We start from the raw sequence: 15,175 nt of genomic DNA on the forward strand, positions 1-15,175 counted from the left end.
AATGACGGACTTTTCCGTATTTCTCATCGGCTCAAAAATATTTATCCCTTCAGCACCCCTATCGGTGTCAATATCGGAAAAAATAAAATCACCCCGGATGATAAAGCGATCAAAGATTACACAACCCTGATCAAAGCGCTCCATGAGTATGCCGATTACATGGTTATCAATATCTCATCTCCCAATACACCGGGCTTGCGCAATCTCCAGAACGAAGCGTTTATCAGCCAGCTCTTCGCCGAAGCAAAAGCCCTGACAAACAAACCTATTTTGCTCAAAATCGCCCCCGATATGAGCGAAGATCAAGCCGTAGCCCTCTGTGTCCATGCCGTAGAGAGCGGAGCCGACGGAATTATTGCAACCAACACGACCATCGATTATTCCCTCGTTAGCGAACCGGAAGATATGGGCGGGCTCAGCGGTGAAGTACTGCGCGAGCGAAGCTTCTATATTTTCGATGCGATTGCACGCGAACTCTACGGTAAAACTACCCTCATCAGTGTCGGCGGAATCAGTACTCCCGAAGAGGCGTACCGCCGTATCCGTGCGGGTGCGTCACTCGTCCAAATCTACACCTCGCTGATTTTCAAAGGTCCCGAAGTCGTTGAAGAGATCAACAGCGGACTGATTGATCTTTTGACATCGGACGGCTTTACCTCTATTACTGATGCGATCGGCGCAGATCGGCGATGAAAATCCTCGCTGCTACAATTTTGAGTTTAGGAACCCTTATGGCCTCATCACTGCCTCACTACGAAACCCAAACACTCTCCAACGGATTGCAAGTCGTTGCTATCCCGATGGATAACGGTTCACAGGTTATCTCCACCGATATTTTCTATAAAGTAGGAAGCCGCAATGAAGTGATGGGGAAAAGCGGCATCGCCCATATGCTCGAACACATGAACTTCAAATCAACCAAAAACCTCAAAGCGGGTGAATTTGACGAAGAGGTCAAAAGCATCGGAGGGATGAATAACGCTTCAACCGGATTTGACTTTACCCACTATTACATCAAATCAAGTTCTGAAAATCTTCCGAAATCGCTCACACTCTTTGCGGAACTGATGCAAAACTTGAACCTAAAAGACGACGAGTTTCAACCTGAGCGCAATGTTGTTGCCGAAGAGCGCCGATGGAGAACCGACAACAATCCGATGGGGTATCTCTATTTCCGCCTCTTTAACAGCGCCTATGTCTATCATCCGTATCACTGGACGCCGATAGGATTTATGAACGATATTCAAACATGGTCATTGAACGATATCCGAACCTTCCATGAGACTTATTATCAACCCTCTAATGCAATTTTGGTCGTTACGGGCGACATAAAAGCGGAAAAAGTTTTTGAAGAGGCGCAAAAACATTTCGGAGCGGTTCCCAATACACTCGCTATCCCGACGGTCAAAACAGCCGAGCCCGAACAAGACGGCGCACGACGTGTCATCGTAAACAAAGAGAGCGAAGTGGAGATGCTGGCAATCTCGTTTCCGATCCCAAATTTTCAGCATCCCGATCAGCCGAAGATCTCTGCCCTCAGTGAATTGCTCAGTTCCGGTAAAAGTTCGCGTTTAAGCCGTCTTTTGGTGGATGAAAAGCGTCTCGTCAATCAAATTTATGCCTACAATATGGAAAATATTGATCCGGGGATCTTTTTATTTTTAGCGGTCTGCAATAACGGGGTCAAAGCCGAAGAGGTGGAAAAAGAGATTTGGAATGTGATCCATAGTCTCCAAAACACTCCGGTGGAAAAAGCCGAATTGGATAAGGTCAAAATCAATACCAAAGCCGACTTTATCTACTCATTGGAGAGTTCAACATCGGTTGCCGAGCTGTTCGGAAGTTACCTTGCCCGCGGTGATGTTACTCCGCTAATGAACTATGAAAAAACGATCGAAGGACTCAAACCCGATGAAATTCAAGCGGTTGCAAAAGAGTACCTTATCCTTGAAAAATCCACCACGCTAATCCTACGAAAAGGCCAAAAATGAATCTCGTAACAGGCTCAACAACCGCCCTCATAACCCCCTTTAAACACGGGAAACTGGATGAACAAAAATACGCTGAACTGATACAAAGACAGATTAACAACGGAATTGATGCGGTTTGCCCGGTCGGAACGACAGGTGAGAGTGCTACGCTCACGTATGAAGAAGACCGTATCTGTATGGAGATTGCGGTAGCGGTATGCAAGGGAACTTCTACCAAAGTCCTCGCCGGTGCGGGAAGCAACTCGACCGCCGAAGCGATCGAAGCGGCAAAAACGGCGCAGGCTTGTGGAGTCGATGCAATATTCTCTGTTGCACCGTACTACAATAAACCTTCCCAAGAGGGACTTTACCAACATTATAAAGCGATTGCCGAGTCGGTTCCCGAGCTCCCGTTCATGCTCTATAATGTCCCGGGGCGTACCGTCGTGGATATCAGTGCCGATACCGTTATCCGTCTATTTGATGATGTAAAAAACATTTACGGGATCAAAGAAGCCACAGGAAGCATCGAGCGCTCTATCGAGCTCCTCTCTCGCCGACCTGAACTTAAAGTCTTCAGCGGTGATGACGCAATCGACTACGCTATTCTTGCCAATGGGGGAGCCGGTATCACCTCGGTTACTTCAAACCTCTTGCCGGATTTAAAAGCCCAATTGGTTGCCAAAGCGCTAAGCGGCGATTTGAGTGGTTCAAAAGCATTGAACGATGCGCTTTTCCCGATCAACAAAGCCCTCTTTTTAGAATCCAATCCGGTAATGATCAAAGCGGCGATGTTCATTGCGGGGCTGATCGATACATTAGAATACCGACTCCCTCTCGTCGCCCCGAGTGCTGAGAATCTTAAACGGCTTGAATCCGTCATGCAAAACTATACTATCCAAGGAGCTTAATTTGTCAATGCAAGGAAAAACACTACTCATCAGCGGCGGCACACGCGGAATCGGAAAAGCGATTGTTTACGCGTTCGCAGCACAAGGGTGTAACGTCGCTTTCACCTATAACTCTAATGCAGAGATCGCTCAAGAGATCGCAGGTGACGTTGAGAAAAACCACGGAGTCAAATGCCGAGGGTATGCTCTGAATATTTTAGAGCCCGATGAGTACAAAGAGGTTTATACTAAATTTGATGAAGATTTCGACCGTCTCGACTTTTTTATCTCCAACGCCATCATCTCAGGACGCGCAGTAGTCGGCGGATTCGGGCCGTTTATGCGCCTCAAACCTAAAGGGTTGAATAATATCTATACCGCAACCGTAGACGCCTTTGTCGTCGGCGCGCAAGAAGCGGCCAAACGGATGGAAAAAGTAGGCGGAGGTTCAATCATTTCGATGAGTTCAACCGGCAATCTCGTCTATACCCCAAACTATGCGGGTCACGGAACCAATAAAGCAGCCGTCGAAGCAATGGTGCGCTACGCGGCAGCGGAACTGGGTGAAAAAGGGATCCGTGTCAATGCCGTCAGCGGCGGACCGATCGATACCGATGCGCTCAAAGCGTTCCCCAATTACGAAGAGGTAAAAGGTGAAGTGATCAAACGCTCACCGCTCAGCCGTATGGGAGAAGCGGAAGATTTGACGGGGGCTTGTATGTTCCTCTGCGGAAACGGTTCACCATGGCTTACCGGACAAACCATCGTCGTCGACGGCGGGACTACGTTTCAGTAAATTGGAACGCTTCGGAAATAAAATTCCCGAAGCTACACGCGCAGCTTAGCGCGTTTAAAAAACCGAAACCTAAAAGGCTAACTTGGTGTTTAACCTTCCCAATCTACTTGCATTTTCGCGCCTTCTCATCGCTCCGGTGATGTTTTGGATCATTCTAAACCCTCAGCTCTTTACCGATATGGGATGGCACGTTAGCTGGAGCTATTACGCAGCCTCACTCCTGTTTGTCATTGCTAGCGTTACCGACTTTTTTGACGGGTACATCGCCCGTGAACTCGATCAAATCACGATTATCGGTCAAATTCTCGACCCGTTAGCCGATAAAATGCTCACCCTTGCCGCTTTTCTCGGTCTCATGATGAGCGGTGCCGCTTCGGCATGGGCCATCTATATCATCATCGTCCGTGAACTTTTCATCACCGGACTTCGTACTCTTTCACTCTCGGAGGGGATCGATATCAGCGCTTCATGGGCGGGAAAAGTCAAAACCGTCGCACAGATGATCGCTATCGGATTTTTGCTGATGCACTGGCCTTTCGGTGACCTATTGCTCTGGATTGCTGTCGCATTGACCGTATATTCGGGAGCTGAATACCTTGTAGGCTTCAGCAAAGCCTACCGAAATCGAGGTGCCGTATGAGTTGGTTAGTCGCGCTCCTTGTCCTCTCGGCCCTTATTTTTTTCCATGAACTCGGTCATTACACGGCCGCACGGCTATTGGGTGTTTACGTCGAAGTATTCAGTATCGGATTCGGAAAAAAACTTGCCTCTTTTCGTTGGCTGAATACCCAATGGCAGATTTCGGCGATTCCGCTGGGGGGCTATGTCAAAATGAAAGGGCAGGATGATCTCGATCCCACAGCCCTCAGCAGTGATAAAGACAGCTACAATAGTAAAAAACCGTGGCAGCGAATCATCATTCTGGTATCAGGTCCGCTGGCTAATTTTGTATTGGCTTGGTTTTTGTTCTATGCCATCGCCTTAGGTGGACCACAAGCACTCTCCCCCGTAATCGGCAATGTTCTTCATGAATCTCCGGCACATGCCGCAGGACTTCAAAAAGGGGATACCGTCCTCTCCATCAACGGAGAAAGCATTAGTGAATGGAACAATCTCTCCGATGCCGTCAAAGCATCTGTCGGACCGCTGACATTTCGCGTTGAGAGAACGAACCGTGTCCATATTTTTATCGTTAATCCTAAAATAACCGAGACACAAAATATTTTCAAAGAGACAGTCCAACAACGGATGATCGGTATTGCTCCCGCAGGTATTACCCACACATTGCAGCTCACTCCGATATCAGCGCTGAGCTATGCGACAGAGGAGACCTATACCTCCTCTCTTCTTATTTTCCAAAGTGTTCAAAAACTTCTTACCGGTATCGTCCCCGCCAAAGAGGTCGGCGGCGTGGTCAGCATTACCAAGATTACTGCCGATGCGGCAGAGTACGGATGGATGAGTTTGTTCTTTTTCTCAGCACTCATCTCGGTTAACCTCGGCGTCCTTAATCTTCTCCCGATCCCTGCACTTGACGGTGGACACATTATGTTCAACCTCTATGAGATGATCCGACGCAAAGCACCGAGCGAAGCGGTGATAACCCAGCTTACCATCGGCGGATGGATATTCCTGTTCGGACTTATGAGTTTGGGGCTTTATAACGATATAACGAGGTTAATGCAATGACCACACTAGAGCATAAACGCTATTTTGACGGTATCATCGAGCGGGTAGAAAAAGCCCGTTTACGTGTCAGCGATCATCACATCGTAAAAATTGTTGCGGCAAGCAAATACGTCGATGCGGAAGCAATCAAATCCCTTTATGCGATCGGGCAGCGGGCATTCGGTGAGAACAAGATTCAAGATCTCATCACCAAAAGTGAACAGTTGGATGATCTGCCGATCGAATGGCATTTCATCGGGACCTTGCAAAAGAATAAGATCAACCATCTCCTAAACGTCCGTCCCCATCTGCTCCATTCGATCGATTCTCTCGAACTTGCCCATGCCCTCAATGATCGGTTGGAACGAGACGGTACGACATTACGGGCTTTGGTTCAAATCAATTCCGCCTATGAAGCGTCTAAAAGCGGTTTTCTCCCCGAAGAGATCAGCGAAAAATACAGCCAAATACTCGAAGAGTGCCCGAGACTCCATCTTCAAGGGGTCATGAGTATCGGCGCTCACGTCGATGACCCGACGATTATCCGTAATAGTTTTGAGACAACCCGCCGTATTTTTGAAACTCTTCCGAAAGCAACGGTTTGTTCTATGGGGATGAGCAGTGATTTTGAACTTGCCATCGAATGCGGTTCGACTATGATACGATTGGGATCAATTCTCTTCCCTAAATAGTTTTGTTATTAACTATTTATAATTTTTTTGTGACAAATTCTTTTCTCCTATGCTATAATCGTATCTCATGGATATCGCAAAAAAAGGGAAAGAGTGAATAAAATAAAAGTACGTGCTACTCTTTTTTCCCTTGCGCTTGTCATCTTGCTTATTGCGATCTTTATTGTCACCATTATTCAAGATAAAAAACATGTTTTGGATGAAAAAACATCCGCCCACCGTGCACTTTTGCGTAACTCTTTTGATTTGGCAATGCTAGACACCCAAAAAGGGCTGAGTGAACTTGCCTGTCAAATTGCGGGAAACCGTGACATTGTTGATGCGTTTGCAGCACGTGATCGGGAAAAGCTCTATCAACTGACGATCCCGTATTTTAAAGAGGCGAAACATCGCGGTGAAGTCGATATGAGCGGTTTCATCGGTGCTGACGGCACCCATTTTCTCCGGCTTCAAGACCCGAAGAAATACGGAGATAATATTCTCAAAAAACGTCCGGTCTTAGCGTATGCCATTAATAACCGAAAAATTGTTACCACTTTGGATGTTACGATTTACGATGTCTCCGTCGTCACGATTGTCCCGATCTTTAAAAATAAAACGTTTATCGGTATTATCCAAACCGTTGCCAAAATCGACCGTGTCCAAAAACGTCTAGATGCCCATTCAGGGATTAAGAGCGCCATAGCCTTTGATACCCAAAAGCTTAAAATCTTACTTCCGAATTCTAAAAATATTGCGTATCAGGGATATTCTATTGTCTCTTCCAATAATCCTTTGTTTGAACATCTGCCCGCAACATTCACGTTTAACAAGAGTAACCGATACACTATAGACGCACGCGACTATGTTATTGCATCGCGACCGTTAACCAACTATAAAAATGAGCTCATCGCCATGATGACGTGCGCGTTTGACATTACCGAAGATGTTGCTGAATACAAAATAGAAATCCGAAATCTTATACTGATAAGTCTTATTTTAGTGACGGTAATGGCTGCCATTTTGCATTACGGATTTCGTATTCTTATCCGTCGCATTGAACGTGATACCCAGCTCACCAAAGAACTAAATCAAAAACTTGAGCATCAGCTCCATACCGATTATCTCACTTCCCTCCCCAACCGAAATGCCCTTATTCGAGATATCCGAACCAACCGTTTTTACGCACTCATCCTCTTGAATATCGATAATTTTAAAGAAATTAACGATTTTTACGGTCATGCGATCGGAGACGAAACCCTCCTTGCATTGGCAAAATCGATCCAAGAAGCGATTCATAATCTGCCGATGCAGCTCTATAAAATGCCCTCCGATGAATATGCCATTACCTTAAGCCAACCGATGAATTCGGCTCAATTAGAAGCTGCCCGCCTCTCCATCGTCAATTATCTGCAAGCTCAGTATTATGATCTTCAAGGTGCGAGTATCTTCGTCACACTCACAATGGGGATGGACGTTGCCCGAAGCCGCAAAAGTAATATCATCGATCTTCTCGCCAATGCCGACATGGCGTTGAAATCGGCTAAAAAACGGCGTCTTAGCTATCAGCTGTACGATGAAACCATGCAAATTAGACAAGAGTATCAACATAATATTTTATGGAGCAAAAAACTCAAAGAAGCGATTGAAGAAAAACAATTTTGCCTCCATTACCAACCGATATTCGATGCTAACACTGGTCATATCGTTGAGCATGAAGCGCTTATCCGTATGATTGACAACAATGGTGAAATTGTCTCTCCGGGATACTTTCTCCCCGCCGCACGACAATCGCGTCTTTATCCGCTCCTCTCTCAATTCGTCATTAATGAAGTATTTACGATGTTGGAGACGACAACCCATACCTATTCGATCAATCTTTCGGTCGATGATATTTTTGATAAACCGACGAAAGAGCTATTGATCCAAAAATTACGAGCTTCCTCTCATACAAATCGGCTTATCTTTGAGCTTTTAGAGAGTGAAGGGATTGAAAATTATCCGGAAGTCTCTGCTTTTATCAGCGAAGTGAAACAATTCGGATGCCGTATTGCCATCGATGACTTCGGTACCGGATATTCCAACTTTGCCCATATTATCAAACTCGATGTTGATATTCTTAAAATTGACGGCTCACTGATCCGCAATATCGATACCGATACCAATGCGCAAACTATCTTGATCGCTATTACCGAATTTTCAAAACATTTGGGATTGCATACGGTAGCAGAGTTTGTCCACTCCGAAGCGGTCTACAACAAATGCAGAGAGTTGGGAATTGATTATTTGCAAGGGTACTATTTGGGAGAGCCTAAGCCCCTCTAAGAGGAGATACTAAAGCGAAACCCTTTGCGCGGCCCCTCACAGAGGGCTATCTCTCCGCCGTGAGATTCTACAATGTTCTTGGAGAGAACCAGTCCTAAACCGTTACCCCGCTCTTTCGTACTTTTAAACGCTTCGAAAAGCCACTTTTTATTCTCGATAGCGATTCCGCTGTCATAGATCTCAAAAACATGATAGTCTCCCTCTCTCATGTGGTGGATCTCAATTTTCCCTTCGTCCTCTTCATCCAGTTCAATCGCATCGATAGCATTGAACACAAAATTGGTAAAAAGCATGGTCAATAAATCCAAATCGCCGAAAAGTTCAAAATCCTCTTCGGGAAAATCAAACTCGATAGGCTTGGCATAACTGTAATACCCGATAGCGCTCGTAAGCGCCTCGCGAATCTGCCACCACCGAAGAGCATTCTTTTGGGCGCTTACCCCTTTGGAGAACATCAGAGTCGCTTTGATGATCCGCTCAATCCGGTAAAGCGACTTTTGGATCTCGGTCACAATCGGTTTATTCTCCTCTTTGACCCGTTTCATCAATGTAGAAGCTAGAAGGGCGATGGAGCCGATCGGATTACGGATTTCGTGTGATAAATGTGCCGCCATCTGCCCCATCGTAGCGAGATTTTCTTTCCGTTTTTGTTCGGTAATATCGGTAGCACTTAATAGCCGTTTTTCGTTGTGTTGAGCCGATTTGATAAGATAGGAACGTTCTTTAAATGTCATTTCATAGTCTTCATCGTCCAAATGAAGGGCATCGAAAAGTTTCCCCAGCGCTTTTCCCTGAGAGTTTTGCAAAAAGATGGAGCCGTCCGTTTCAACGATCCAAATGGCATTAGGGAGGAATTCGATTACCTGTTCGATCGTCGACTGCAGATGCGCATACGATTGACGAAGTGCGACATACTCCTCTTCAACCTTGTAGGTTTGATCGATAAGGGCTTTAAGTTCAGCGGGGGAGATCATCTCCGTCATTAATAATCTCCCAAATGGATCAAAATACGATAAAGACCGAAAGCATCGCTGATTCCTGAGAGTTCGCGGATCGAGTGCATCGCCAACGTCGGAACACCGACATCAATCGTCTCGATTCCCAAACGTGTCGCACTGATAGGGCCGATGGTACTTCCGCATCCGATGTCGCTGCGGGTGACAAATGTCTGTGTCGGAATATGAAGCGCTCTGGCACACTGAAGGAATCTCCCCTGTGTCCGTGAACTTGTCGCGTAACGCTGATTGGAATTGATTTTGATCGCAACCCCCTGATTTAACAGCGGAGCGTGTTCACTCTCGTGTTTGGTCGGAAAATTAGGGTGCTGTGCATGGGCATTATCGCACGACACCATCAATGATCGGCGCATCAGCTTCTCATATTCAATCCCTGCAATACGGCGCAACGTCTCTTCCACGAAGGTCCCCCCTGCCCCGATATGGCTCTCGCTTCCTACCTCTTCGTGATCCATAAAAGCACACATCATCGGATAGGAAGTCTCCAACAGTGCCTGAAGTCCCACATAACAGCTGAGAAGATTATCCAAACGTGCTGAGGCAATAAACTCATCATCGATTCCGATGAACGACCCTTTTTGGGTGTCATAGAAACTGAGTTCATGCGCTAAAAGGGTAAAATTCGTTATCTCTTCTTGGATCTGTGAGAGGATAAACGTCTCGAAATAAACTTCTCCCGTAGCGATAAGGGGAACGATATCACTTTGTGCATTGATAGAGTGAGCGCTATTGGCATCACGGTCGAGATGGATGGCGAGTGAGGGGATAATCGCGATGGGACGGTCGATAGTGATAATCGCCTCTTTGCGTACTTCCCCATCCAGATAAACAACACGACCCGCTAACGCCAAATCGCGATCAAACCACGGGTTAAGGAGTACTCCGCCATAGGGTTCGACGCCGAGCCGTTTGACACCCGCCGAAGTCGTTAGCGGGTTAGGTTTAAGGCACAGATGGGGAGAATCGGTATGGGCGCCGACGATGGTGTACCCTTTTTCGGCGCACGGAGGGTAGGTAAAAGCAATCAACGATGAGTCATTACGGGTGACATAATAATCGCACCCGATCTCCAGATTCCACACGGCATCTTCTTCCAGACGGTTGAACCCTCGGCACTCAAGCGTTTTTACCATCCACTCCACCGCATGAAACGGGGTCGGGGAGGCATCGATAAAACTGATCATCTCTTCGTTGAATTCGCGCATTTTACTCTCCTAAATTACATCTACATCTTCTAAGGCAGTTAACTCTTCAATCACCTTGTTATCCACCCGTATTGCCGAATCAATGACGACATCGGCCAGTTTCGAGACGATGGTGAGTTTAATCTCGCGGCGTCCCGGATGACGGCGAATCAGGGTATAGAGTTTTTCGAGCGTTTCAAGATTGTCGCTGAGGCGGATGCGCAGCAGCAACGGTTCCTGAGGAGGATGGTTTTCGACGATTTTGGTCTCCACCTTTTTCGCCTCTTTTTTCGCTTCGTTAAGGGTCATAATTTTGGTGACGCTTATGCGAGTGAACATCTCGGTATGAGTCACCTTGACCTTGAACGCAATCGGCTCGTCGAGATCCATTGCTTCGAGCTGATCGACTTTGTCACTAAAGAGCATCACTTCGATATTCCCGTGGAAGTCCATCAGGCTCACGAGACCGAACATAGACCCTTTTTTCGACATCTTTTTCGTAATCTCTTCGACTTTTCCGATGAAAATGGCGCTCGATCCGTCCTCGATATTTTCTACTTCGGATGATAGGGTATAGTTGATTGCATCGATCTGGTCACGGAAATTGTCGAGCGGATGACCGGAGACGTAAAAACCGAGGGTATCTTTCTCGAAATCCAGCAGCGTTTTGAGGTCGAACTCGTCCATATTTTTCAGGGTGAGTTCGACCGCCGTCACCTCTTCATCATCCCCGAAAAGGCTGAATTGGGCATCTTTTTTCAAAGATGACCCTTTTTTAGCCGTCTCGACAAGGGTTTCGACCTGCTCCAACAATGCACGGCGGGAGTATCCGAAGTGATCCAAGCCCCCTGCTTTGATGATGCACTCGATTACCCGTTTGTTCACTTTTTGCGGTTCGATACGGTTGGTGAAGTCTTGGATATCTTTGAACTCTCCCTCACTCCGTGCTTCGAGGATCGACTCGACCGCCGCTTCTCCGACCCCTTTGATCGCTCCCAAACCGAAGAGGATTTGATCCTGTCCGTCTTTGTTGATCGCGGAGAATTCGAGCTGTGAGTGGTTGATATCGGGAGCACCGAGGAAGATTTTCATCCGTTTGGCTTCGTCGATGTATTTGACGACTTTATCGGTGTTATCTTTTTCAGAGGTCAGCAATGCCGCCATAAACTCCTGCGGATAGTAGGTTTTGAGCCACGCCGTCTGAAAGGTGACCATCGCGTATGCCGCCGAGTGGGATTTGTTGAATCCGTATCCGGCGAATTTTTCGATCAGGTCAAAGAGTTCGGAGGCTTTTTTATAATCCAGCCCTTGATTGGCCGCCCCTTCGGAAAACTCTTTGTTGTATTTTTGCATCTCTTCGATTTTCTTTTTACCCATTGCACGCCGTACGATGTCCGCACCGCCAAGGCTCATTCCTCCGACGGTTTGAACGATCTGCATAACCTGCTCTTGGTAGACGATAACCCCGTAAGTCGGTTTGAGGATCGGCTCCATAGAGTCAAAGGTATAGCTAATCGCCTGACGGCCGTGCTTACGCTCGATAAAGTCATCCAACATCCCCGATTCCATCGGTCCCGGGCGATAAAGGGCGAGTACCGCAATCAAGTCCTCGAAAGAACTCGGTTTAAGACGGCGGTTAAGATCCTGCATCCCCGAACTCTCGATTTGGAACATTCCGATCGTGTCACCGCTTTGGATAATTTCGTACACTTTCGGGTCATTCTCATCGATTTTATGCCAGTTCACCTCGACGTCGTACCGTTTTTTGATCAGTTTGATCGCGTTATCGATAACGTCAAGTGTTTTAAGTCCCAAGAAGTCGAATTTGATCAGGTCGATGTCTTCGAGGTAGTTGAGCGAGTATTGGGTGACAAATGTCTCCTCCCCCGAGGGTTTGTAGATCGGGGTTTTCTTCCAGAGCGGTTCATTCGAGATAACAACCCCCGCCGCGTGCATTCCTGCATTGCGTTTGAGCCCTTCGAGTTTTTTGGAAAACTCCCATACCCGTGCTATCTGCGGATCACTATCGATCAGTTCGGAAATTTTTGGCTCTTTTTGAAACGCTCCGGGTTTAAACTCTCCCCCTTTGGTTTTACCGTTGAGGGTAATCCCCAGCTCATCGGGAATCAGTTTGGCCATCATGTCGGCTTGAGAGAGAGGCATCTCCAAAACGCGCGCAACGTCGCGGATAACCCCTTTAGCAAGCAGCGAACCAAAGGTAATGATCTGTGCAACCTGTTCACGACCGTATTTGCCCACGACGTAGTCGATGATCTCGCCGCGACGCGCCTGCATAAAGTCCATATCGATATCGGGCATCGATACCCGTTCCGGATTAAGAAAACGCTCAAAAAGTAAATCGTATTTCATCGGATCGATATCAGTGATCTCGAGAGAGTAAGCGACAAGGCTCCCCGCCGCCGATCCCCGTCCCGGTCCTACGGCAATCCCCATCCGTTTCGCTTCACGGACGAAATCCCAAACGATCAGCATATAGCCGGGGAATTTCATCTGATTGATCACCTGCATCTCAAACTCTAAACGATCTCGATACTCCTGATGACGCTCCGACGGGACATGCTCGAGCCGTAACTCCAAACCGATTCGGCAGCGGTGGATAAAGTACTCCGAATCCTCTTCGATGGTTAGTCCCTCTTCGAGGGCGTATTCGGTCGTAAATTTGAAATTCGGAGGGGTCGGATTTCCCAGTTTTAGCTCCAACTGGCACTTCTCGACGATCTCTTGGGTGTTATAGAGGGCTTCGGGAATGTCAGCGAACAGCCGTGCCATCTGCTCGGGAGATTTGATGTAAAACTCATGGACGGAGTGACGCATACGTTTGGGATCATCGTAGAGTTTATTCATCCCGATACACATAAACGCTTCGTGATACTGCGCGTCATCGGCATAGGTATAGTGGGTGTCGTTGGTGGCGATCAGTTTGATCTTTGTCTCTTGGGAGATGCGTATCACCTGTTCATCGATAAAAAGCTGATCGGCGATCCCGTGTCGCATGATCTCCATGTAAAAATCATCCCCGAAAATCTCTTTATACTCCAATGCGATCCGTTTCGCCTCATCGTATCCTAACGCCCCGTTTTTGACGTTACGTTCGCTGTTGGTATTGAGATGCCAGTTCACCTCCCCTTGCAAACACGCCGAGGTACAAATAATCCCTTCGCAATTCTCGCGAAGAAGCTGTTTGTTAATACGGGGAAAGTAGTAAAACCCGTTGATATAGGCTTGGGAAGAGAGGTACATCAGGTTTTTATAACCCGCCTCGTTTTTGGCAAACAAACACACGTGAAAACGCTGTTTGATCGTTTTATCCCCCAACTCTTCGCCGTTATGGATGTAGGCTTCCATCCCGATAATCGGTTTGAGTCCCGCTCCGCGCATCTGCTGATAAAAATCGATTGCTCCGAACATATTCCCGTGATCGCTCATCGCGACCGAGGTCATCCCCAACTCTTTTACCCGCGAGGCTAACGCGGAAATTTTGTTTGCACCATCAAGAAGCGAGTATTCGGTATGGAGATGCAAATGGGTAAACGGGGGAATAGTGCTCATAAAAAAATGCCTTGAAAAAAAGTAAAATGATTATAGTCTAGGGTGAATTAATATCTCATTTAATAGCTATTGTACTCCCCGAATATTGGCTATAGCAGAGATGTTTATAATACGCTGATCGGTAGATAAAATTCAAGGTCGAACTCATCGAACTCATCCAAAAAATGGTTTTTTCGGTAAATGGCATACGGTGGCAAAGTTTTGGCTTCAAAACCGCTCTCCGGAAGCCATATTTGGTAGACATAGCGCATAAAATGGAGTACATCACCGTATTTCCCCTGAATAGTAAACACGGCACACAATGATGCCGGGATTTCAAAATAAGCGACTGAACCGTGCAAATTCATCCCCTTTTTGACTTCGACAGCAGCAATGTAAGCACACTCATTCAAAGGGGTAATGGTTGGATTGTCATGATGAAATCCGATCTGCCGTGAATTTTCGGGAATATCGTTTTCGATGCACCAGGCACGGAGACGATTCCAACTGTTTTTGATTGAAATATTGTATCCGCGATGACGTATATAAGCGGCATAGATGGGAGAACTCTTCACGATTTTCGGAATCGTCCCGCTGAAATCGCGATCCGATCTTCCCGATAACGAATCGGCAAGAATTTTTTCGGAATACGATAAAGAGGCCCCGCTCTTCCATACCTTCGGCGTCGTATGAAAACGCTCTTTGAACGCTTTTATAAACGATGTTTGAGAACTGTATCCGCACATCATCGCTATCTCGGAAACGGTCGCATAGCGATTGGTCAATAATAAACTGGCCGCTTTTTGAAGCCGAATCGATTTAATCGTTTCGAATAAATTTTTTCCCGTCTCTTCTTTAAAAATCCGGTGGAGATGGTGAGTACTGATACTTTGCAATTTTGCCAATTCTACCGCATTTAAGTCCGTATCGATATGGAGATAAATATACGATAAGACGCCGTTGACACTGTCAGCCCGTTGATGTTTCGTTTCCCGCTTCATACTCTAATATTAGCATAAATGAATAGTAAAATTGAATATTTTGGATAATTTTATTGCGTAGCTGGATAAAGAATAAAAGTGCCGTTTTCTTTACAATGTCATCAA

The 15,175-nt window shown here is 46.6% G+C and carries 12 protein-coding genes; 8 read left to right on the plus strand and 4 right to left on the minus strand.

The genetic code is table 11. The features are described 5' to 3' along the window. The 8 genes from pyrD to Q0C19_RS00965 form a co-directional block, all read left to right on the plus strand. Positions 1–693, plus strand: a 693-nt coding sequence (gene pyrD, locus Q0C19_RS00930) for a dihydroorotate dehydrogenase (quinone) (RefSeq protein WP_295051841.1), incomplete at its 5' end; no start/stop codon positions are given. Between the two features lie 38 nt (positions 694–731). Then, positions 732–1,991, plus strand: a complete 1,260-nt coding sequence (locus Q0C19_RS00935) for a pitrilysin family protein (RefSeq protein WP_295051844.1) — start codon at positions 732–734, stop codon at positions 1,989–1,991. Further along, positions 1,988–2,881, plus strand: a complete 894-nt coding sequence (dapA, locus tag Q0C19_RS00940) for a 4-hydroxy-tetrahydrodipicolinate synthase (RefSeq protein ID WP_295051846.1) — start codon at positions 1,988–1,990, stop codon at positions 2,879–2,881. Before Q0C19_RS00935 ends, dapA begins: the two co-directional genes overlap by 4 nt. Before the next feature lie 7 nt (positions 2,882–2,888). After that, positions 2,889–3,656 carry an enoyl-ACP reductase gene (locus Q0C19_RS00945; RefSeq protein ID WP_295051918.1) on the plus strand — a complete coding sequence of 256 codons (768 nt, stop codon included), beginning with the start codon at positions 2,889–2,891 and terminating at the stop codon, positions 3,654–3,656. 85 nt (positions 3,657–3,741) lie between these two features. Then, positions 3,742–4,296, plus strand: a complete 555-nt coding sequence (gene pgsA / locus Q0C19_RS00950; protein WP_295051849.1) for a CDP-diacylglycerol--glycerol-3-phosphate 3-phosphatidyltransferase — start codon at positions 3,742–3,744, stop codon at positions 4,294–4,296. Next, positions 4,293–5,345 (plus strand): RIP metalloprotease RseP, encoded by a 1,053-nt coding sequence (rseP, locus tag Q0C19_RS00955; RefSeq protein WP_295051852.1) that lies wholly within the window; start codon positions 4,293–4,295, stop codon positions 5,343–5,345. The genes pgsA and rseP overlap by 4 nt, the downstream gene beginning before the upstream one ends. After that, on the plus strand, positions 5,342–6,016 hold the full coding sequence (locus Q0C19_RS00960; RefSeq protein ID WP_295051855.1) for a YggS family pyridoxal phosphate-dependent enzyme: 675 nt from the start codon (positions 5,342–5,344) through the stop codon (positions 6,014–6,016). The genes rseP and Q0C19_RS00960 overlap by 4 nt, the downstream gene beginning before the upstream one ends. A 93-nt stretch (positions 6,017–6,109) precedes the next feature. Next, the gene (locus tag Q0C19_RS00965) at positions 6,110–8,320 is read left to right on the plus strand and encodes an EAL domain-containing protein (RefSeq protein ID WP_295051858.1); all 2,211 of its coding nucleotides are present in this window, start codon (positions 6,110–6,112) and stop codon (positions 8,318–8,320) included. On the opposite strand, the gene Q0C19_RS00970 is transcribed toward Q0C19_RS00965, so the two are convergent. The 4 genes from Q0C19_RS00970 to Q0C19_RS00985 form a co-directional block, all read right to left on the minus strand. After that, positions 8,317–9,303 (minus strand): HAMP domain-containing sensor histidine kinase, encoded by a 987-nt coding sequence (locus Q0C19_RS00970; RefSeq protein ID WP_295051860.1) that lies wholly within the window; start codon positions 9,301–9,303, stop codon positions 8,317–8,319. The two genes, Q0C19_RS00965 and Q0C19_RS00970, sit on opposite strands and share 4 nt — an antisense overlap. After that, positions 9,303–10,541, minus strand: coding sequence for a M18 family aminopeptidase (locus tag Q0C19_RS00975; RefSeq protein ID WP_295051862.1), 1,239 nt, complete (start codon positions 10,539–10,541; stop codon positions 9,303–9,305). The genes Q0C19_RS00970 and Q0C19_RS00975 overlap by 1 nt, the downstream gene beginning before the upstream one ends. A 9-nt stretch (positions 10,542–10,550) precedes the next feature. Then, positions 10,551–14,090 (minus strand): DNA polymerase III subunit alpha, encoded by a 3,540-nt coding sequence (gene dnaE / locus Q0C19_RS00980; protein WP_295051865.1) that lies wholly within the window; start codon positions 14,088–14,090, stop codon positions 10,551–10,553. Positions 14,091–14,194: 104 nt separating this feature from the next. Then, the gene (locus Q0C19_RS00985; protein ID WP_295051868.1) at positions 14,195–15,070 is read right to left on the minus strand and encodes a GyrI-like domain-containing protein; all 876 of its coding nucleotides are present in this window, start codon (positions 15,068–15,070) and stop codon (positions 14,195–14,197) included. Positions 15,071–15,175 lie beyond the last annotated feature (105 nt).

This window comes from Sulfuricurvum sp., from assembly GCF_023250475.1.
Classification (GTDB): Bacteria; Campylobacterota; Campylobacteria; order Campylobacterales; family Sulfurimonadaceae; genus Sulfuricurvum.

What these genes read in the sequence shown, in the direction of transcription:
- Q0C19_RS00970 (WP_295051860.1), bottom strand. Translation starts at nt 9,303, where the DNA reads ATGACGGAGATGATCTCCCCCGCTGAACTTAAAGCCCTTATCGATCAA.
- Q0C19_RS00985 (WP_295051868.1), bottom strand. Translation starts at nt 15,070, where the DNA reads ATGAAGCGGGAAACGAAACATCAACGGGCTGACAGTGTCAACGGCGTC.
- rseP (WP_295051852.1), top strand. Translation starts at nt 4,293, where the DNA reads ATGAGTTGGTTAGTCGCGCTCCTTGTCCTCTCGGCCCTTATTTTTTTC.
- Q0C19_RS00960 (WP_295051855.1), top strand. Translation starts at nt 5,342, where the DNA reads ATGACCACACTAGAGCATAAACGCTATTTTGACGGTATCATCGAGCGG.
- Q0C19_RS00975 (WP_295051862.1), bottom strand. Translation starts at nt 10,541, where the DNA reads ATGCGCGAATTCAACGAAGAGATGATCAGTTTTATCGATGCCTCCCCG.
- Q0C19_RS00945 (WP_295051918.1), top strand. Translation starts at nt 2,889, where the DNA reads ATGCAAGGAAAAACACTACTCATCAGCGGCGGCACACGCGGAATCGGA.
- Q0C19_RS00935 (WP_295051844.1), top strand. Translation starts at nt 732, where the DNA reads ATGGCCTCATCACTGCCTCACTACGAAACCCAAACACTCTCCAACGGA.
- dnaE (WP_295051865.1), bottom strand. Translation starts at nt 14,090, where the DNA reads ATGAGCACTATTCCCCCGTTTACCCATTTGCATCTCCATACCGAATAC.
- dapA (WP_295051846.1), top strand. Translation starts at nt 1,988, where the DNA reads ATGAATCTCGTAACAGGCTCAACAACCGCCCTCATAACCCCCTTTAAA.